Source organism: Synechococcus sp. BL107, from assembly GCF_000153805.1.
Lineage (GTDB): Bacteria > Cyanobacteriota > Cyanobacteriia > PCC-6307 > Cyanobiaceae > Parasynechococcus.
Genome location: NZ_DS022298.1, coordinates 206,946 through 225,995 on the forward strand (window position 1 = coordinate 206,946; position 19,050 = coordinate 225,995).

Annotated in this window: 17 protein-coding genes; all 17 read left to right on the plus strand. The window is 39.8% G+C overall.

The features are described from left to right. Positions 1-2 precede the first annotated feature (2 nt). The 17 genes from fabF (at position 3) to BL107_RS01100 (ending at position 18,947) form a co-directional block, all read left to right on the plus strand. On the plus strand, positions 3-1,250 hold the full coding sequence (gene fabF / locus BL107_RS01020; RefSeq protein WP_009788396.1) for a beta-ketoacyl-ACP synthase II: 1,248 nt from the start codon (positions 3-5) through the stop codon (positions 1,248-1,250). Positions 1,251-1,303: 53 nt separating this feature from the next. Further along, positions 1,304-3,316: a transketolase gene (gene tkt / locus BL107_RS01025; RefSeq protein ID WP_009788397.1), complete on the plus strand. Its 2,013-nt coding sequence runs from the start codon at positions 1,304-1,306 to the stop codon at positions 3,314-3,316. A gap of 352 nt (positions 3,317-3,668) precedes the next feature. Next, complete coding sequence (locus tag BL107_RS01035) at positions 3,669-4,721, plus strand: nucleotidyltransferase family protein (RefSeq protein ID WP_009788399.1); 1,053 nt, start codon at positions 3,669-3,671, stop codon at positions 4,719-4,721. A gap of 118 nt (positions 4,722-4,839) precedes the next feature. Then, positions 4,840-5,820, plus strand: coding sequence for a methyltransferase domain-containing protein (locus BL107_RS01040; protein WP_037987836.1), 981 nt, complete (start codon positions 4,840-4,842; stop codon positions 5,818-5,820). Positions 5,821-5,876: 56 nt separating this feature from the next. Next, complete coding sequence (locus tag BL107_RS01045) at positions 5,877-6,689, plus strand: SDR family oxidoreductase (RefSeq protein ID WP_037987839.1); 813 nt, start codon at positions 5,877-5,879, stop codon at positions 6,687-6,689. A gap of 31 nt (positions 6,690-6,720) precedes the next feature. After that, positions 6,721-7,833, plus strand: coding sequence for an N-acetyl sugar amidotransferase (locus tag BL107_RS01050; RefSeq protein ID WP_037988632.1), 1,113 nt, complete (start codon positions 6,721-6,723; stop codon positions 7,831-7,833). A gap of 1 nt (position 7,834) precedes the next feature. Further along, a complete protein-coding gene (gene hisH / locus BL107_RS01055; protein WP_009788403.1) occupies positions 7,835-8,461 on the plus strand; it encodes an imidazole glycerol phosphate synthase subunit HisH in 627 nt (208 codons plus the stop codon). After that, positions 8,461-9,228, plus strand: coding sequence for an imidazole glycerol phosphate synthase cyclase subunit (locus BL107_RS01060; RefSeq protein WP_009788404.1), 768 nt, complete (start codon positions 8,461-8,463; stop codon positions 9,226-9,228). Before hisH ends, BL107_RS01060 begins: the two co-directional genes overlap by 1 nt. Before the next feature lie 93 nt (positions 9,229-9,321). Beyond that, the gene (locus BL107_RS01065) at positions 9,322-10,290 is read left to right on the plus strand and encodes a Gfo/Idh/MocA family protein (protein WP_009788405.1); all 969 of its coding nucleotides are present in this window, start codon (positions 9,322-9,324) and stop codon (positions 10,288-10,290) included. A 23-nt stretch (positions 10,291-10,313) separates the two neighbouring features. Beyond that, a complete protein-coding gene (locus BL107_RS01070) occupies positions 10,314-11,000 on the plus strand; it encodes an acylneuraminate cytidylyltransferase family protein (protein ID WP_083772458.1) in 687 nt (228 codons plus the stop codon). Positions 11,001-11,066: 66 nt separating this feature from the next. Continuing rightward, positions 11,067-12,533: a hypothetical protein gene (locus BL107_RS01075; RefSeq protein ID WP_071984211.1), complete on the plus strand. Its 1,467-nt coding sequence runs from the start codon at positions 11,067-11,069 to the stop codon at positions 12,531-12,533. Positions 12,534-12,677: 144 nt separating this feature from the next. After that, complete coding sequence (locus tag BL107_RS01080) at positions 12,678-13,439, plus strand: sulfotransferase domain-containing protein (RefSeq protein WP_071984212.1); 762 nt, start codon at positions 12,678-12,680, stop codon at positions 13,437-13,439. Then, positions 13,426-14,505 carry a pyruvate kinase gene (locus tag BL107_RS01085; protein WP_009788409.1) on the plus strand — a complete coding sequence of 360 codons (1,080 nt, stop codon included), beginning with the start codon at positions 13,426-13,428 and terminating at the stop codon, positions 14,503-14,505. The genes BL107_RS01080 and BL107_RS01085 overlap by 14 nt, the downstream gene beginning before the upstream one ends. Positions 14,506-14,672: 167 nt before the next feature. Continuing rightward, complete coding sequence (locus tag BL107_RS01090) at positions 14,673-15,872, plus strand: class I SAM-dependent methyltransferase (RefSeq protein ID WP_232192710.1); 1,200 nt, start codon at positions 14,673-14,675, stop codon at positions 15,870-15,872. Then, positions 15,869-16,966, plus strand: a complete 1,098-nt coding sequence (locus BL107_RS01095; RefSeq protein WP_009788411.1) for a DegT/DnrJ/EryC1/StrS aminotransferase family protein — start codon at positions 15,869-15,871, stop codon at positions 16,964-16,966. Before BL107_RS01090 ends, BL107_RS01095 begins: the two co-directional genes overlap by 4 nt. Then, positions 16,963-17,907 (plus strand): SDR family oxidoreductase, encoded by a 945-nt coding sequence (locus BL107_RS12075; RefSeq protein ID WP_009788412.1) that lies wholly within the window; start codon positions 16,963-16,965, stop codon positions 17,905-17,907. The genes BL107_RS01095 and BL107_RS12075 overlap by 4 nt, the downstream gene beginning before the upstream one ends. Then, entirely contained in the window at positions 17,904-18,947 is a 1,044-nt protein-coding gene (locus BL107_RS01100; RefSeq protein ID WP_009788413.1) for a hypothetical protein, read from the plus strand. The genes BL107_RS12075 and BL107_RS01100 overlap by 4 nt, the downstream gene beginning before the upstream one ends. Positions 18,948-19,050 lie beyond the last annotated feature (103 nt).

Genomic DNA, 19,050 nt, shown 5'->3' on the forward strand with positions numbered 1-19,050 from the left:
GCATGGTGGAGGGTCTCCATCGCGTCGTCATCACCGGTCTCGGCGCGGTTACACCGATAGGCAACACGGTTCAGGACTACTGGAACGGTTTGACCTCAGGACGCAACGGCGTCGATGGGATCACGCTGTTTGATGCGTCGAACCATGCCTGTCGCTTTGCAGCAGAGGTAAAAGCATTTAATCCCGCTGGCTTGATTGAGCCCAAGGAAGCCAAACGCTGGGATCGCTTCTGCAAATTTGGAGTCGTGGCATCCAAGCAAGCCATCGCCCACGCCGGCTTGGAGATCACGGATGCCAACGCGCACCGGATCGGCATGATCATTGGCTCGGGCGTGGGCGGCTTGCTCACGATGGAAACCCAAGCCCACGTCTTGGACGGCAAGGGGCCAGGACGGGTGAGCCCGTTCACGGTGCCGATGATGATTCCCAACATGGCTTCAGGCCTTGCGGCGATTGCGTTGGGCACCAAAGGTCCCAGCTCCGCGGTGGCCACGGCCTGTGCCGCCGGCTCGAACGCCATTGGCGACGCCTTCCGCCTGCTCCAGCTCGGCAAAGCGGATGCGATGGTTTGCGGCGGCGCGGAATCGGCGATTACCCCCCTGGGGGTGGCCGGATTCGCCAGTGCCAAAGCCCTGTCGTTCCGCAACGACGACCCCACCACCGCGAGCCGACCGTTCGACAAAGAGCGGGATGGCTTTGTGATTGGCGAAGGGGCCGGCATTTTGGTGCTGGAAACCCTCGAGCACGCCCAAGCCCGTGGCGCCAATGTTCTTGGCGAAGTGATCGGCTACGGGATGACCTGCGATGCACACCACATCACCTCTCCAACTCCCGGTGGCGTTGGTGGTGCTGAGGCGATGCGCCTCGCCCTTGAGGATGCGGGCATCAATGCAGACGCCGTGGACTACGTAAATGCCCACGGCACAAGCACCCCCGCCAACGACAAAAACGAAACCTCGGCGATCAAGAGCGCCCTGGGATCGCGTGCCCTGCAGATACCGGTGAGCTCGACGAAATCGATGACGGGCCACCTTCTGGGTGGATCCGGTGGTATCGAAGCCGTCGCTTGCGTGCTAGCTCTGCAACACGGAATCGTCCCACCGACGATCAATCACAGCAATCCAGATCCCGATTGTGATTTGGATGTCGTGCCCAACACGGCCCGAGATCAGACACTGGCAACAGTGTTGTCCAACTCCTTCGGGTTCGGCGGCCACAACGTCTGCCTTGCGTTCCGACGCGCCAGCTAAACGGGATTTCCCGTTGATGCATCAAACTCTCCCCAACTTTTCCCATTAACCCCATGGTCGCTGCGCCCGCATCCCTCGACAACCTCTGCATCAACAGCATTCGGATGCTGGCGGTCGATGCGATCAACAAGTCCAACAGCGGCCACCCCGGCCTGCCAATGGGCTGCGCACCCATGGGATATGCGTTGTGGGACAAATTCCTGAACCACAACCCGAAGAACCCCAAGTGGTTCAACCGCGACCGCTTCGTGCTGTCGGCTGGTCACGGCTGCATGTTGCTCTATGCGCTGCTGCACCTCACCGGCTACGACTCGGTGAGCATCGACGACATCAAGCAGTTCCGTCAGTGGGGATCGAAGACCCCTGGGCACCCCGAAACCTTTGAAACCCCAGGCGTTGAAGTGACGACCGGCCCCCTCGGTGCTGGTATCGCCAACGCTGTGGGCCTGGCAATCGCTGAATCACACCTTGCCGCCAAGTTCAACAAGCCCGGCGCCACCCTCGTCGACCACTACACCTATGTGGTGATGGGCGATGGTTGCAACCAGGAAGGCATTTCTTCAGAAGCCTGCTCCCTGGCGGGTCACCTGAAGCTGGGCAAGTTGATTGCCCTCTACGACGACAACCACATCACGATCGACGGCCGCACCGACGTGTCGTTCACCGAAGACGTGCTGAAGCGCTATGAGGCCTATGGCTGGCATGTGCAGCACGTGGCCGACGGCAACACCGACGTGGATGCCATCTCCAAAGCGATCGCAGCCGCTAAGGCCGTCACCGATAAGCCGTCGATCATCAAGGTGACCACCACAATCGGCTATGGCTCCCCCAACAAAGCCGACACCGCTGGTGTTCACGGTGCTGCTCTTGGCGCCGAGGAAGCCGAGCTCACCCGCAAACAGTTGGGCTGGAACTATGGTCCCTTCGAGATTCCTCAAGAGGCCTACGACCAGTTCCGTAGTGCGATCGAGCGTGGCGCCAGCAAGGAAGCCGAGTGGAATCAAACCCTAGCCGCCTACCGCACCAAATTCCCCACTGAAGCCGCCCAATTTGAGCGGATGCTGCGCGGTGAACTCCCCGAAGGTTGGGAGACGAGCCTGCCGACTTACACCCCAGACGACGGGGGCCTGGCCACCCGCAAACACTCGCAGATCTGCTTGGGTGCTTTGGGACCCAACATTCCCGAATTGATTGGTGGCTCCGCCGACCTAACCCACTCCAACTACACCGACATCAAGGGCGAAACCGGCTCCTACCAGCCTGAATCTCCTGAAAAGCGCTATCTGCACTTCGGTGTTCGCGAGCACGCAATGGCCGCAATTCTCAACGGCATCGCTTACCACGACAGTGGCTTGATCCCCTACGGCGGCACCTTCCTGGTGTTTGCCGACTACATGCGTGGCTCCATGCGCCTTTCGGCCCTGAGCATGCTGGGTGTGATCTACGTGCTCACCCACGACTCCATAGGTGTGGGAGAAGACGGCCCCACCCACCAACCGATCGAAACGATCCCTTCGCTACGGGCGATGCCAGGAATGTTGGTGTTCCGACCCGGCGACGGCAACGAAACCAGCGGTGCCTACAAGGTGGCGATTCAAAACCGCAACCGCCCAAGCTCCTTGTGCTTGAGCCGCCAGGGCATGGCCAATCAGGCCAACTCCTCCATCGACAAGGTGGCTCTGGGTGGCTACGTACTCGAAGACTGCGCTGGAACTCCAGATCTGATCCTGATCGGCACCGGCACCGAACTTGACCTCTGCGTGCAGGCCGCAAAGCAGCTCACCGCAGACGGCAAGAAAGTACGAGTGGTTTCCATGCCATGCGTAGAGCTATTCGATGAGCAGACCGACTCCTACAAGGAAGAGGTGCTTCCCAACGCCGTACGCAAGCGCATCGTGGTTGAAGCGGCTGAATCCTTCGGCTGGCACCGTTTCATTGGGCTCGATGGCGACAGTGTGACAATGAATCGCTTCGGTGCTTCTGCCCCTGGTGGAACATGCCTCAAGGAGTTTGGTTTTACGGCAGAAAATGTAATCAGTAAAGCGAAGAAACTACTAACCAAGTAGCGAACCAGAGGGGCATTGAGCACACAGGCAACAACGCCCCATGATCACAAAAAAATTACATATACAAAGGATAAAAAACCATGGCAGAGGGAACTAATCCAGCAAAAAATGAAAACCAAACAACAACTAATAGCAATCGAACCAAACAAGAAAATACATGAAGACAATTAAAATTAACTTCAAAAATAAATATAAAAAACAAAATCTATTAGAGAAGCCAATGGAAGGTAATTGGGTGAAAATAATAAGGATTAGTAAAAGTAGAATATTTGTTTTAAAAGACAAGAGAAGTGCCATTAAAGAAATATTCAATAAGAGCATAGATTTCGATAAATGCAATTAACTTGAATAGATGTTTAAGAAATTAGGCGAAATAAGCATTGACCAAGACACAAAGGTGATTGAAGCAATGCGCGTGATAGAGCACGGAGGAGCACAAATAGCATTAGTAATAGGGAGAAAGCAACAACTTTTGGGGACCCTGACAGACGGGGACATTAGGCGAGGAATTCTACACGGAAAAAAATTAGAATCGCCCGTGAAGGATCTTATGAATCGAAACTTTCAATCTGCAAAATACAGCACAACAGCAAATCGTCAGGAGATGATAAAAATGATGAAAAAAAACTTTTTAAGGCATCTGCCAGTAATAGACAAAAACGGAAATGTTGTAGAACTATTAATACTTGAAGAAATACTTAATCCACCAGAATATAAAAATCCAGTAGTAATTATGGCAGGGGGGAAAGGGACCCGATTAAGACCTAAAACAAAGAACTGTCCTAAACCAATGATACCTGTAGGAGATAAACCGATGCTAGAAATACAAATTGAAAAATGCATATCAAACGGATTTAAAAATTTTTATATGTCAGTAAATTACCTAAAAGAGCAAATCATAGATTACTTTGAAGATGGCTCTAAATGGGGAGTAAATATTGAATACCTGATAGAAGAAGAGCCTCTAGGGACCGCAGGTTCACTACAACTGCTACCTGAATCAATATCAAAACCTATAATCGTAATAAACGGGGACGTACTTACAAAACTTAAACCAAGCCAACTATTACAATTTCATAGCAGCCATAATGCTGAAGCGACGTTGTGTGTACGAGAACACGAGATTTCTATTCCGTTCGGGGTTATAGAAACAAGAGGACTTGAGCTGTCATCATTCGCAGAAAAACCAACATACCGATATTTGGTAAATGCGGGAATTTATGTAATTAATCCAAGACTGCTACAACTACTTTCCCCACAAACATATATAGATATGCCAGCATTCCTACAAAAAGCTCAGCAGTCAGAATATAGAGTCTTGACATGTCCAATACATGAATACTGGATAGATGTGGGGAACCCGGAATCACTTGAGGCTGCGATTAAGTCGTGGAAAACTAATTAAAAACTAAAACCCTGTAACATCAGAATTAAGAATCAACAAATTCAGAGTAATCTAACATCAAGCTGACCGAGGAGAAGGAATGCTAGTCTATGGTGACTAGGAAATTTTTATTTGAAAGATGGAAACATCATTGCAACGAGAGCAGAAATTGCATGAAAGCAGAAAGTCTATGTATGAGACAACAGAAATATATCGAAGAACGTATATAAATGAAGAAACAGGACTAATAAAAAGTGAGCTTATAGAAAATCGTGACTGTCCATGCTGTGGGAAAGATATGAAATCAATTCTCTTTACAAAAAATGGCGGCAGATATGTTAAGTGCAATAATTGTGGAATGATCTACTTAGATCCTGTTTTTAAAGATAATAAGCTAGTGGACTATTACAAAAAGAATAATACTGAACAGTCAAGTGCACATGAGAATGAATACGAGTTCTACAAAAACATATATAGCCAAGGGCTTGTTGAAATAATTAAACACTGCAAGAATGGAAAATTGCTAGATGTAGGATGCTCAAGTGGTTTGTTCCTAGATTTGTGTAGAGAAAAAGGTTATAAGACATACGGAATAGAACTCAATGAGTCCGAACTAAATATAACAAGGCATAAAGAACACAAGGCATGGGGAAAACCAATACAGCAGCTAGAACTTGATGAGCAATTTGATGTCATATCAATGTGGGATGTATTTGAACATATTAAAGACGGAAATCAATACCTGGAATACTTAAATAAATTACTAAAACCAGAAGGAATTATATTCCTACAAATACCAAGTTCTAACTCATTAGCGGCACGTATTCTTAGAGAAAAATGCAACATGTTTGATGGTATTGAACACGTCAACCTATATGGGACATCAACAATCAAAAGAGTGGCAAAAAATGCAGGGTTTACAATAGTATCAATGATTTCAGTGATAGATGAACTTGGTCCAATTGGGAACTATTTATCTTACGAGGATCCTTATCAAGGTAAATTCCAAGAAGGGGAATTAGGAGAGATACTTAGTAAGCAAGCTGTACTTGACCAACTACTTGGATACAAGCTACAAATAATATTGAAACCAGAACAAAACAGAGAGAAAAAATCGTAAAATAAGATATCGAATGAAAAGAAAACAAGGGTTTGAGGGTAAAATAAAAAGAAAAAATGAATTCAAACAAAAGTGTTCAAGAATTAATGGATATCACTGGATGTGTGAGTTTAGTAACTGGGGCTGGGGGGCACATTGGAAAAGCCATCTCCACTGCATTGGCAGAAATTGGTTCCGACATTATATTACTGGATCGACAAGAAGTAGATTTAGAAGAAATCAGAGAGGATATTTGTAGAAATTTTAAAGTTGATGTTAAGACAATTAAGTGTAATCTTGAGTCAGACAAGGAAATAGTGAAGGTTCCACATTGGATAAAAGAGAATATTGGCAAACTTGATATATTGATAAACAACGCAGCATTTGTTGGAGAGAGAAACCTAGAGGGATGGTCAACAGAATTTAGTAAACAAAGTATTGCAACATGGAGAAGAGCGATAGAAGTAAATATGACCGCAGCATTTGCTTTAACTCAAGGGTGCCACCAACTACTGCGGGAGTCAGATCATGCCTCGATTATAAATATCGGGTCAATATATGGGCTATATGGTCCAGATCTATCACTCTACAAAGGTACGGACATGAATAATCCGGCGGCGTATGCTGCAAGCAAAGGTGGATTGATACAACTGAGCCGTTGGCTCGCAACAGTATTAGCACCAAATATTAGAGTAAATTCAATATCACCAGGTGGCGTAATAAGGAATCAGCCAAAACAGTTCGTTGACAAATATATAGCGAAAACACCTCTAGGACGTATGGGAAGAGAAGAGGACTTCAAAGGCGCTGTTGCATACCTGGCTACGGATTTGTCTGCATGGGTCACTGGACAAAACATAATTGTAGATGGAGGATGGGGGGTGTGGTGAAGTAACATTGACCACAATAGAGACCTTAGAGATGAAAGAGTTCTGGTGTCGTAACTGCCTAAATATGTCGACTCGGCCACGGATCAGTTTTGACCAACGTGGATGGTGTAACGCTTGTCAGTGGATGGAAGAGAAAGAAAAAAAGGATTGGAACAAACGGCAACAGGAACTAATAAAGTTACTAAATCGATACAGATCTAAGGATGGAAACTTCGACTGTCTAGTACCGGTAAGTGGTGGTAAAGATGGAAGCTATGTTGCATATCAATTAAAACATGTATATGGGATGAATCCTTTAACAGTGACAATCAAACCAGCTCTATCACTAGAATTAGGAGATGAAAATTTAAGTAGGTTCATAAATTCCGGGTACAACCATATTCATATTTCGCCTGATGCAGAAATAATGAGAAAATTTAATCGATATGGGTTTATTGAAAAAGGGTTTCCTTACTATGGGTGGCTGACAGCAATATTAACATGCATAGTAAGAACATCGATCAATTACAAAATACCATTGATTTTTTATGGTGAAGATGGGGAGGTTGAGTATGGTGGATCAACAGAAACAAAGGATAAGGCATTATTCGACATCAAATATATGAAAAAGATATATCTTGAGGGTGGATATGAAAAAATATTCGCATTGCTTGAAGACGTAAATGCTGCAGAATTATATTTTTGGAAGTTTCCAAAAGATGAAGAACTATACAATCAAGAAATCTATCTGACACACTGGTCATATTTTGAATCTTGGGATCCTTATCGGAATTATCTCGTCGCAAAAGAGCATTGCGGCCTTCAAGAAAAGGAGGAAGGGAATTCAGGAACATTTACTAATTTCGCACAAAATGATCAAGCACTATACGCACTTCACACATACATGATGTACATAAAATTTGGATTTGGTAGAGCTACTCAAGATGCCGGAATAGAAATCAGAAGAGGTGCAATGACACGAGACCAAGCGAAAAATTTGGTAAAGATGTACGATGGTCGTTATCCAGAAGAATTCATACCGATGTATTTAGAGTATTACGATATGAAAATAAAAGAATTTGAATCAGTGATAGATCAATGGGCTAATAAGGACTTATTTAGAAAAGAAAACGGTAGTTGGGTGCCAAATTTCGAGATAAATTAAAATGAAAAAAAAAGTGGGTGTAATTGATTACGGTGCCGGAAATTTACGATCAGTCGTACAAGCACTTAATTATATCGGATCAAATGGAAAGATAGTAGCAGGATTAGAGGATATTGAAGATTTTAGCCATCTAATTCTCCCAGGTGTCGGTTCATTTAAAACCGCAATGCAATCACTACAAAAAAGTGGCTTAGATCAGGAAATACGCAATAAAGTAAATTCAGGGACACCAATTTTGGGAATTTGCCTAGGAATGCAATTGCTTGCAAACCGTAGCAGCGAGAATGGGGAAACAGAAGGCCTAAAATTAATTGATGGTGATGTAGATCAATTTGGAGACGATCTAAAAATAATGGGTTTGAAAATACCAAATGTTGGCTTTACAACAGTTGAAACAAATAAAAAAACACGTTTATTTACAGGACTAGGAACATCTATAGACTTTTATTTCACACATAGTTATCGACTACAATGCAAGTACAAAAAGACAATAGCTGCTAAATCATGGCATGGGGAACATTTTGTAGCAGCGGTAGAGGATGGTCAAATAGCAGGTACACAATTTCATCCTGAGAAGAGCCAAGCGAATGGGCTGCGCTTAATAGCAAATTTCTTGGAAAAATTCTAATGGCCAAGAAAAGATTAATCTTTACTTTACTCTACCAAAAGGGAGGGTTTTATTTAAGCAGGAACTTTCGATTACAAAAAATCGGCAATTTAAGTTGGCTAAAAATTAACTATAACTTTTATTCAGTTGCATGCGCAATAGACGAATTAGTGATATTGGATGTAAGTCGTGAAAAACCTGACAGACAAGAGTTTTGTGAAGTAGTAAATGAAGTTTGCCAGAACTGCTTTATGCCATTAGCACTTGGAGGACATATCAATAGTTTAGATGACGCAAAAATGTTAATTTATAATGGTGCAGATAAACTAATTATAAATACGGCGCTTCATGAGAATCCAAATTTGGTAAGGGAATTAATCGCAATTTACGGAAGTCAGTGCATTATTGGATCAGTTGATTACAAAATAGAAGAAGGATCATTTATTGTATATACAAATCAGGGGAAAAAGCGTCTGGATCGACCGTTAAATGAGCACATTGAACGGCTTGGGGAAATGGGTGTAGGCGAGCTATATTTAAATTCAATTGACAGAGATGGGACTGGCCAAGGATATGTAAGCGAAGTACTTAAACAACTTGATTCGGCAAGTCATTTACCAATAATACAAGCTGGCGGAGCAGGGAATAAACATCATCTTCAAGAAAGTCTGGAATGCAGAGGCGTAGATGCTGTAGCAACCGCAAATCTTCTAAATTTCGTAGGGGACGGACTACCAAAAGCAAGGGAATTCCTAATAAACAAAGGGATTTCAATGGCGATATGGTGAAAAACATGCAGAGAAGCCTAAGGTTTAGAATGTAGAAATCACAAGTAACCTTGAAAAATCGATCGAGAAATCACTTGGTGCTCTATTAAACAAATGAGAATTGGTATAGCGGGAACAGGATCAATTGGAAGAAGACATCTTGCAAACCTAGAAAAACTGTGTCCAGGCATCAAAATTGTCGTACTGAGAAATGGGATTACAAGTGATACATATATTGAATCAATTGATGCAGATAAAGTTACTAGCTTAAAAATTGCTGAAGACGAAAAACTTGATGCAATTATAATTGCAAACCAATCAGCTAAACATGCAAATTTAATCATAGAAGGGTTAAAAGCCGGATTACATATGTATATTGAGAAACCAGTAGTGACGGATAGAGAACAAATGAATCAGGTTAATGTACAACTCGCAAGGAGTGGAATTAACTTTTACACTCAAGTAGGTTGCAACTTAAGATTTTTACCATCACTGATAAAATTAAAGGAGTTGTCTGAAAACGGATGTATTGGAAAAGTTATGCGGGCCTCTTTTGATGCGGGGCAATGGTTGCCAGATTGGAGGCCGGGAACAGACCACCGGAAAAGCTACAGCGCAAAGCCCGAAATGGGTGGTGGAGTACTGCTAGATTTAATTCATGAGATTGATATGGCACGATGGATACTAGGCGACCTAACAGCAGAAGCGTGCAATGTAATACAGGCCCCATGCCTAGAAATACAAACAGAAGCGGCAGCAACTGCTCTATTAAAATCTCATGACGGATGTCTCGTACAAATTGGAATTGATTACATAGCTAGACGTCCTATACGAAGATATCAATTAATAGGAGAAAAAGGAACACTAATCTGGGATTTAAGAAGGAAGACACTCGTTTTAGAAACAAAACATGAAGTAAAGGTAATTATGAGTGGAAGTAAAAGCTTTGATATACAAGAAACATACTTATTAGCTATGACTAATTTTTTAGAGGGGATCCAGGGCAATACAATGCAGACACAAACATTGCAAGATGGACTGAATAGTGCGAAAATTGTATTAGATCTAAAGGACAAGATATAACTGATCAACTTACCATATCCACTATTTGTGCCCGTGGTGGATCAAAAGGAGTGCCAGGGAAAAATATAAGGATGTTGAACGGTAAGCCACTAATCGTACACAGCATTGAACAGGCAATTGCTCACCCAGGGATAGATCGAGTTTTTGTCTCAACTGATTCGAAAGAAATAGCCGAAATCGCTAAAAGTGCAGGTGCAGAAGTGCCCTTTATACGACCAAGAGAACTTGCAAACGACACCTCCGCAAAAATACCGGTAATTGAGCACCTAGTGGATTGGGTTGAGCAGAATATTGGGTCAATTTCTAAAATTGTTGATCTTGATCCAACATCACCACTGAGAATTAAGGAGGATATAGATGCATGCATTAATCTTCTAGATAACGATACAGATGCGGTTGTTACTGGTTACAAATCAGACAAGAATCCTTATTTTAATATGGTTGAAGAGGATAACAATGGTATAGTACGGCTATCAAAAAAGATTCAAAGGGGCGTAACATCACGACAAGAAGCGCCAATAGTGTACGCAATGAATGCATCTATCTATTGTTGGCACTACAAAACACTTAAGAAAGGACTTTGGCATGGTCGAACAAAAATACATGTAATGCCAAGAGAGAGATCAGTAGATATAGATGATTTGATTGACTTTCAAATAGTAGAAGCATTAATGATTAAAAAAATAAAGAATTTGAACAGGGAGAAATGAGAAGTATTAGCTAAACAGAGAGAGAGAATAGACATCGATAGATATGGTAATATACTGAAAAAGATTATGGCCCTCTTTCTACCAATACATATATGGGATAGAGAGATAGATAGCCGAATTTTACTAGCAGTAGCGGCTAGTTCAGAAGGTATAACATCAGTAATAGGTCACGAATATAATCTCTCCGAAATATACAAATATCACAAATATTCAACACTATTCAGGCATGGACGACCGAGAAATAACTACCGTATAAAGTGGAACCATGACATTATAAGTAAAGGTGGAATTACGACAATAGTAGATGAAGAAGGCAGCAATGACTTGGAATTTCATGTTCACAACTCAAAAAGATCATATCTTCCAGGCGTTGACAGATTAAGTACAAAATTATGCTCAAAAATCCTAACCTGGTGCACAGCTCAAGAAAAATTAATAAAAGAAAATACACCAACGGACTGTATTAAGGAAATGAGTAATAAATTATCGTGCAAATTAAATACACGCCTGGAAATATTATTGCCAATGAACCAGAATTATTATTCAAGACGGAGCAATATAATTTCGGAATTTTTCGGAAAATTTGTTTTAATATCAGACAACTTCGGAGTAAAAGGATTTGGAGATTTTGATAACAACGACAGTAGTGGATTCTTAGGAAATGATATAGACAATAACAGGGTGGCAGAATTACAAGAGCAATATCAAGAGACAAAAAAAAGGAGTGAAATATTTGGTTCAATAATAAGAAAGGTAATAAAAATGAATCCAGATATATTATTTGTTTTTAGACCTCATCCAGTTGGAAGTACAATCGCTTGGTCAAAACAAATAGGAGAACACAGAAACTTATATATAATTTACAAGGAAACAGTAGATCCTTGGATACATGCATCGAGAATAATGATACATGCAGGGTGCACAACAGGATTGCAAGGTATTCTATTAAATGCAAATGTACTAGATATCAGTCATATGATCGATCCAGAAAATAAAGCAATGGCTATTTCGTCTAAGATTTCAAATATTGTGCACAATCTAGATGAATTAAATCAAAAGATAAGGGACGCATATTATAAAACAAAAAAAATGAACAACAAAGAAAGAGAAGAAGATCAAATCAAAATAATTGAAAATCAAAATAAATCAAATCAAAGCCTCATGAAGAATTACCAAGAAGTATTTAATAGTGTTGTGCAAAGTACAAATTCATCAATCAAAGGTATAAATCAATGCATACATCCATCACTTCATCTAAGCGAAGAATCGTCTATAATAGATATAATTAATGACACCAAAAAATTAGACAAGATAATAAGAAAAGAAAAGAGTATCAACGAAGAGGCAAATTATATTCTAAATACTCTTAAAAATACAAGCAATAGACAACTATCGAAGGGAAAAATTCAAAGCTTTGACAGTCAAGAAATATTAAAAAGGGTAAGCGACGCAACAAAAGTATTGCAGTGCAAGACTCCGCAAAGCGTGTATCTCAAATCACATAATGTACTCATAGTTGGGGGAGCAACATGACAAGATGAGCAGAGAAATTAAGATTGAAATGATCAACTAAGAACAATGACTATTTTAATAAATTGACAATTAAAGCATATAATATTTAAATTGGTCAAACGGAAATAGTGTAAATAAAACCAAGATCAAGAAAAACGAAGTAATATGGAGAGAACAATTATGGATAAAATGAAAGCCCCAAACATTCTGATTGCAGTTCCTCACAATTCGGGAACTACGTTCCTTTCAGGGTTATTGGGTAATTACTTTAAGCCAGACGTGCCATATTTCCATGCAGCAGATGGATATGATGGCTCGGATCATGTTCTGTCCATGCAACGATTGACAGAAATAAGAGCAAGAGAGTTAAGCTATATAGCCCCAATGCATACACGATCATCTCCATACGTAGAAGCAATGATAAAAGAATACAATATTAAAACAATTACAATGACAAGAAATATTTACGATTGCATCGTAAGCTTAAAAGATAGAATACGAAGATATAAGCACAAAACAAAGGCATCAAGCGCATTAGTATTTACTCAAACACTACCAATACATGCAGAAATGTCTGAAGTGCAATTGGAAGCATATCTGATCAAATATGCAGTCCCTTGGTACTTTTCCTTTTATGCGTCATGGCAAAGATCACAAATTTCGCTATTAAATATAACGTATGAAGCATTAGTAGGAAATACTGCTGAAACACTTCAGCTGGTAATAGAAAAACTTGGCTATAAACCAGTGAGAGATAAAATTAATATTGCAATTAATGAGACAAAGAAAATGAACACTAGGCTTAATGTGGGTAAAATTGGAAGAGGAAAAGATCTGAGCATTGCATATCGAAAAGAAATTGCTGAGCTAATGAGCATGTATCCTGGTATTGACTTTTCTCCATTTCTGAACGATGGGAGCTTTTAAGCTGATTGTGACAGTTGGCCCTAGCTCGATCAGCAAAAGTATTTTAATTGGATTAGATAAAGCAGGTGCTGACTGCTTTAGAATTAACTTATCTCACTCGAATGAAGAAGAATATTACTCATATTTTCAGGCTCTTTCTAATGCAGGTATAAGACCCTGTATAGATACTCAAGGGGCACAAGGGAGGATTATAGAGGTGTATGGCAACAAGAATTTAAAAGAGGGAGAGAGCGTTGATTTTCTATTTGGAAGCCATCAGCGCAATATGCGAAAAGTTGATGACAGTAATGAGGTATTAGTACTTAATCATAAGGAGATTATAGAACAAGTTAGTATTGACGATATACTCAGAATAGATTTTTCTGGGCTTATCATTAAAATAAAGACGATAGATCGTGAAAATAAGTCATTCAAAGGCGTGGTAATAGCAGGAGGAACATGTGAAAAGAATCGAGCTTTTGATATCGCAAACAAGCCGTTGATTCTTAAACCGCACACAGAGTTTGATATATGGGCAATTAAGGAGTCGACGAAACATAGCTGTCCAGCTATTTTTCACTCATTTGCAGAAAGTGCCGAGGATATTAAAACAACCAGATCACTTTGTAAAGGTCAGTCAAAAGTCATAGCAAAAATTGAGAGTAGACGAGGACTTGAATCAATTAAGGAGATTGCGACTGCATCAGATGGGATTTTGATTGATAGAGGAGACTTATCACGTGAGATATCAATTTCGATGGTTCCAGTAGCAGTTAATCTAGCTACTAAGCTGTGTGTCGAAATAGAAAAACCAATTTATGTAGCAACAAATGTTTTAGACTCACTTATGTCAAATTCTCTACCTTCACGAGCAGAAATATCTGACATCCATAATATGTTGACAATGGGAGTGACTGGGATGGTTTTAGCTGCCGAGGTTGCTATTGGTGCAAGGCCAATAGAAAGCGTACAGGTTGTTAATCACATAAGAAAAATTGTTGAAGCACAAAAGCTTGGGATACTTGGAATATTTAATAGCAATGATCTGAAAACGGAATTAAAGGGAGATTTGGCACATTGGCTATAAAAGACAGAAATAGAAAGTGAATTTCATAATGTGTTAGAATAAACAAAATCTATAGAGATGCTTGTAAGAAATTTGTAAGTAGCCACACCGTAAATACTCTGAAAATATCCTTGCCATAGAGTAGGATGCGTATTGTTTACGTTTCCGCTGTGAACGAAAAGTGCAGGGTGAGTGGAAAAAGGCTTATTGAAGTAATTGACTTTGGTGAACAGCCCCTAGGTAATGGCTTTTTAAAGCAAGAGCAGTTCGGCGAAGAATACTTCTTTAACATGAGAGTTGGATTTTGTGAGGAATCAGGATTACTGCAACTCTTTGATCAGCCCAGCCCTGAAGCCATGTTTCATGAAGAATATGCGTTCTTCTCGAGCACTTCTACCGAAATGTCAAAGCACTTTAAATCATGGGCAAAATCAGTAGCGACATCATCCGATACAAAAAATCCACTAGTTATTGAAATTGGTTGCAACGATGGAATTTTCCTTGAAAATTTTGTAAATACCAATATCAGAACAATAGGTATCGAGCCGTCAGAGAATGTAGCCAATATCGCAAAGAGCAAAGGTGTAATGGTAGAAAATTCATTTATGAATATTCCTTTAGCAGAAGCCTTGTTAAGTGAACATGGATCTGCCGATTATATAACTGCTGCAAATGTAATTTGTCACATACCCAATATTTTAGAACTTGCAAAATGCATTGACATTCTATTGAGTGATAACGGTAAATTTATTTTTGAAGAGCCATATTTGGGTGACATAATTCAAAAATGCGCATACGATCAGATTTATGACGAACATGTTTTTCTATTTTCATGCATTTCTGTCAAAAATTTATTCAATAAGCTTGATCTTGAATTAATAGATGCGCAGCCTCAAGTTACACATGGCGGATCAATGCGATACACAATTGGTCGGAAGGGATTCAATGATGTTAGCGATAATGCAAAAAAAATTCTAGAAAATGAGTATTCAATGGGACTTAATAAAATAGAAAGCATGCTAAGATTAAGTGAAAATATTAAACAATCAAAGAATAAGCTGGTCGAGATATTAGAAAACTTGAAATCGGGAGGAAGTCAAGTGTGTGGATATGCAGCCACTTCAAAAAGTACAACAATCCTCAATTACTGTAACATTGGTCCGGATTTAATTCAATGCATATACGATACGACTCCACTTAAGCAAGGAAAGTTCTCTCCTGGGATGCATATACCGATAACAGATTGGAAAGAATTTAATCTTAACATGCCTGACTACACATTCTTATTTGCTTGGAATCATTTAAAGGAAATCATGGCCAAAGAAAGGGCTTATACATCTCAAGGAAGAAAATGGATTACACATATACCAACAGTACAGATATCATGAAAATACTTTGTTCAGACCCAAAGCAGCAGTATCGCGAATATAAAGAAAAAATCAGTGCTGTCATAGATAATGTCCTAGAAAAAGGAATTTATATTAATGGTTTAGAGCTTCATGCCTTCGAAAAAGAGTTTGGCGAATTTAATGGTTCAGATTATTGCTTAGGAGTATCTAGCGGTACTAGTGCCATAGAAATAGTACTTAGAGCTCTCAAGCTTAATGATCAAGATGAAGTAATTACTGTTTCTCATACAGCAATTCCTACGATTGCCGCAATTAAGCTTGCTAATTTAGAGCCAAAATTAATTGATATCACTTCAACATTTACAATGTGTCCGGACGAATTAAGAAAAGCTATTAATTCTAGAACTAAAGCTGTAATTGTAGTTCATTTATATGGTCAACCTGCCAATATGGATGAAATTGTTGATATTTGTGAACAATCATCTTTGCATCTTATTGAAGATTGTTCACAAGCTCACGGTGCCAAGTGGAAGAATCAAAATGTGGGTACTTTTGGTATAGCTGGATGCTTTAGTTGTTACCCAACTAAAAACTTAGGTGCCATAGGTGATGCTGGAATTGTAACTACAAATGATAAAGATTTGCACAATGAATTGATGCTAATCAGAGAGTACGGATGGAATGACAATAGAGAGAGCATAATTAATGGTGGGAACTATCGACTTGATGAAATACAGGCAGCAATTTTAAGGGTAAAATTAAAATCGTTAGAAGAAATGAATCTAAAAAGAAGATTGATTGCCAACACTTATTCCGAACAACTTCCGAGTTTCTGCGAAAGACCACTTATAAATACGAACGCTTTTCACGTTTTTCATCTGTATGTGGTCAAAGTGCCGGAACGCGAGAAAATAATTAAATATCTTAATAAAAATAATATTTACCCTGGCATTCACTACCAAAAACCTACTCATTTACATTCTGCATTTAAAAATATTGAAACCCTTAATATGACAAAGACTGAAGAAATTAAAGACCAAATATTGTCCCTCCCTATCTATCCTGAACTTGAAATAGAGAAAGTCAACTATATATGCGAAAAGCTTAATGCATTCTCTTCAAAACTATTATGAAAACAAAAACTATCCTCGTCACAGGAGCCTTAGGGCACATAGGATCTAAATTAATAAGAAGTTTTGATAATTCAATCGATAATCTCAAAATCATCTTACTGGATAATTTAAAAACATGCCGATATCCAAGCCTCTTTAATCTAAATCCAAATATTTGCTTCAACTATATTGAAAGCGATGTAAGGGATGATTTACTTTCAATCATTCCAGAAGAAGTGGATTATGTAGTCCATCTTGCTGCCCTGACAGAGCCAGCTTTAAGTGCTAAAAATCCAGATCAATTTATAGAGCACAATTTAGATTGCACAAATCATATAATTAACTTTTGTCTTGAAAAAAAAGCAAAATTAATCGCAATATCTTCTACCAGTATTTACTGTAAGTCAGGAGTAGATCTTGAGGAATCAGACATTTTAAATACTGATTCAGGGCAGTCACCGTATGCAAAGTGTAAATTAATGGAGGAACTACTAATCACAGAAAAGAGGAATACAAGTGATTTAAAAGCAACTATACTAAGATTTGGAACCATTTTTGGGCCCTCAGAAGGTATGAGATTTCATACTGCTGTTAACAAATTCTGTTGGGAATCAAGCTTTGGACAACCACTGTCTATATGGAAAACAGCATTGCATCAGCAGAGGCCCTACCTGGATTTGGATGATGCTGTCAGGGCTATTCAATTTTCTCTAGATCGAAATAGTGAGCTAGATAAAACTTTTAATGTTGTTACGGGTAACTACACAGTCAGCGATATAGTTTCTTGTATAAGAAAATATAGGCCGCAAACAAAAATCAATCTTACTTCTAGCACAATCATGAATGATTTGTCATATACTCTAAGCACGCGAAGGATAAGAGGAATTGGATTTAAATTTGCTGGTTCATTAGATCATTCAGTAAAAAGCACACTTGACCTTCTAGCATCTGTATCAACATGAGAACAGTTAACTTTTTCATTCCACACTATAAAGATCACAACAGACTTTTATTTCAGCTTAAACTCTGCGAATCTGTATATAAGTTTAGACGGCGTTATATTATCTATGATTCAACGCCAGAACCGATCGCTCATGACTTGGTACGTCACCAACTTAAGAATGCAGATCTTATTTTTAAACATTGCAAATATGATCTCAATGAAAATACCTATAACTATGTAATAAGAGATTTTATGTTGTCGAAAGATTCAGATGATGGAGCTTTTATTCTTCCACATGATGAATTGTTGCTATTAAACTATGATCATTTTAATGAATTACCCGAGTCTATTCCCTTTTCATGTGGAAAACAAATTTCATTTTGTCCAGAAACAAAAAAAGTTGCCGAATTTCGCCTTGCTTACTCTAGTGGATTATTTTCCGCCCAAGATTACAAGCCAAATTATTATGTGCCCCAATATCACTCGACTTACTTTCCTGGGCTATTAATTAAGCCTTTAGGAATATTTTTTAAAGATTTTATGGAGATTTGGGGGAGTAAAAATGCTGCGTTCGTAGGGTTTGTTCAGTTCTCAATATTGAGGCAGCTTAATATGTTTTATTCAGAAGAAAGTGTATATTTACAGGAAAAGTTGATGAAAAGAAAAACCTCGGGTCAATTCACGCATCCATCAATATTTATCAAGTCTCTTAGCATCAGTGAACGGGAAAGACTTTTTCAAATGGTAGTAAAACTATTTGATAAAATTCTAATACTTTCAAGCCGTCATCAAAAGAAAGAGCTAGAAAATCTTTTTGACACCAATTATCTGCAAAAATCTTTTCTAATGTCCGAGAATGACAGGCATCAGTATTTATTCAGAATAAATAATAATCAAAAGCATCTAATTAACTTCGAAAGGATCGATATTTTTAGTGGGTATCATTCTATTAATGAGGCAATATCTCCAGAGTTTATTGATTTCTTTTTTGACGGAGGTAGTTGCTTGAGTAGTCCTTATATTCTCTCAAGTTTACTCAGTATGATTAATTCGTATTAGAATAAAGTTAAGTTAATCATGTCCACATCGCACACATCACGAGCGTCCAATTAAGGTTTGGATTAGCTAGCTTAAAAAAGTGGAGCATCGGATGCTAAGATTT

Coding starts and splice junctions, on each gene's coding strand:
- fabF (WP_009788396.1), top strand. CDS start 3: ATGGTGGAGGGTCTCCATCGCGTCGTCATCACCGGTCTCGGCGCGGTT.
- tkt (WP_009788397.1), top strand. CDS start 1,304: ATGGTCGCTGCGCCCGCATCCCTCGACAACCTCTGCATCAACAGCATT.
- BL107_RS01035 (WP_009788399.1), top strand. CDS start 3,669: ATGTTTAAGAAATTAGGCGAAATAAGCATTGACCAAGACACAAAGGTG.
- BL107_RS01040 (WP_037987836.1), top strand. CDS start 4,840: ATGGAAACATCATTGCAACGAGAGCAGAAATTGCATGAAAGCAGAAAG.
- BL107_RS01045 (WP_037987839.1), top strand. CDS start 5,877: ATGAATTCAAACAAAAGTGTTCAAGAATTAATGGATATCACTGGATGT.
- BL107_RS01050 (WP_037988632.1), top strand. CDS start 6,721: ATGAAAGAGTTCTGGTGTCGTAACTGCCTAAATATGTCGACTCGGCCA.
- hisH (WP_009788403.1), top strand. CDS start 7,835: ATGAAAAAAAAAGTGGGTGTAATTGATTACGGTGCCGGAAATTTACGA.
- BL107_RS01060 (WP_009788404.1), top strand. CDS start 8,461: ATGGCCAAGAAAAGATTAATCTTTACTTTACTCTACCAAAAGGGAGGG.
- BL107_RS01065 (WP_009788405.1), top strand. CDS start 9,322: ATGAGAATTGGTATAGCGGGAACAGGATCAATTGGAAGAAGACATCTT.
- BL107_RS01075 (WP_071984211.1), top strand. CDS start 11,067: ATGGCCCTCTTTCTACCAATACATATATGGGATAGAGAGATAGATAGC.
- BL107_RS01080 (WP_071984212.1), top strand. CDS start 12,678: ATGGAGAGAACAATTATGGATAAAATGAAAGCCCCAAACATTCTGATT.
- BL107_RS01085 (WP_009788409.1), top strand. CDS start 13,426: ATGGGAGCTTTTAAGCTGATTGTGACAGTTGGCCCTAGCTCGATCAGC.
- BL107_RS01095 (WP_009788411.1), top strand. CDS start 15,869: ATGAAAATACTTTGTTCAGACCCAAAGCAGCAGTATCGCGAATATAAA.
- BL107_RS12075 (WP_009788412.1), top strand. CDS start 16,963: ATGAAAACAAAAACTATCCTCGTCACAGGAGCCTTAGGGCACATAGGA.
- BL107_RS01100 (WP_009788413.1), top strand. CDS start 17,904: ATGAGAACAGTTAACTTTTTCATTCCACACTATAAAGATCACAACAGA.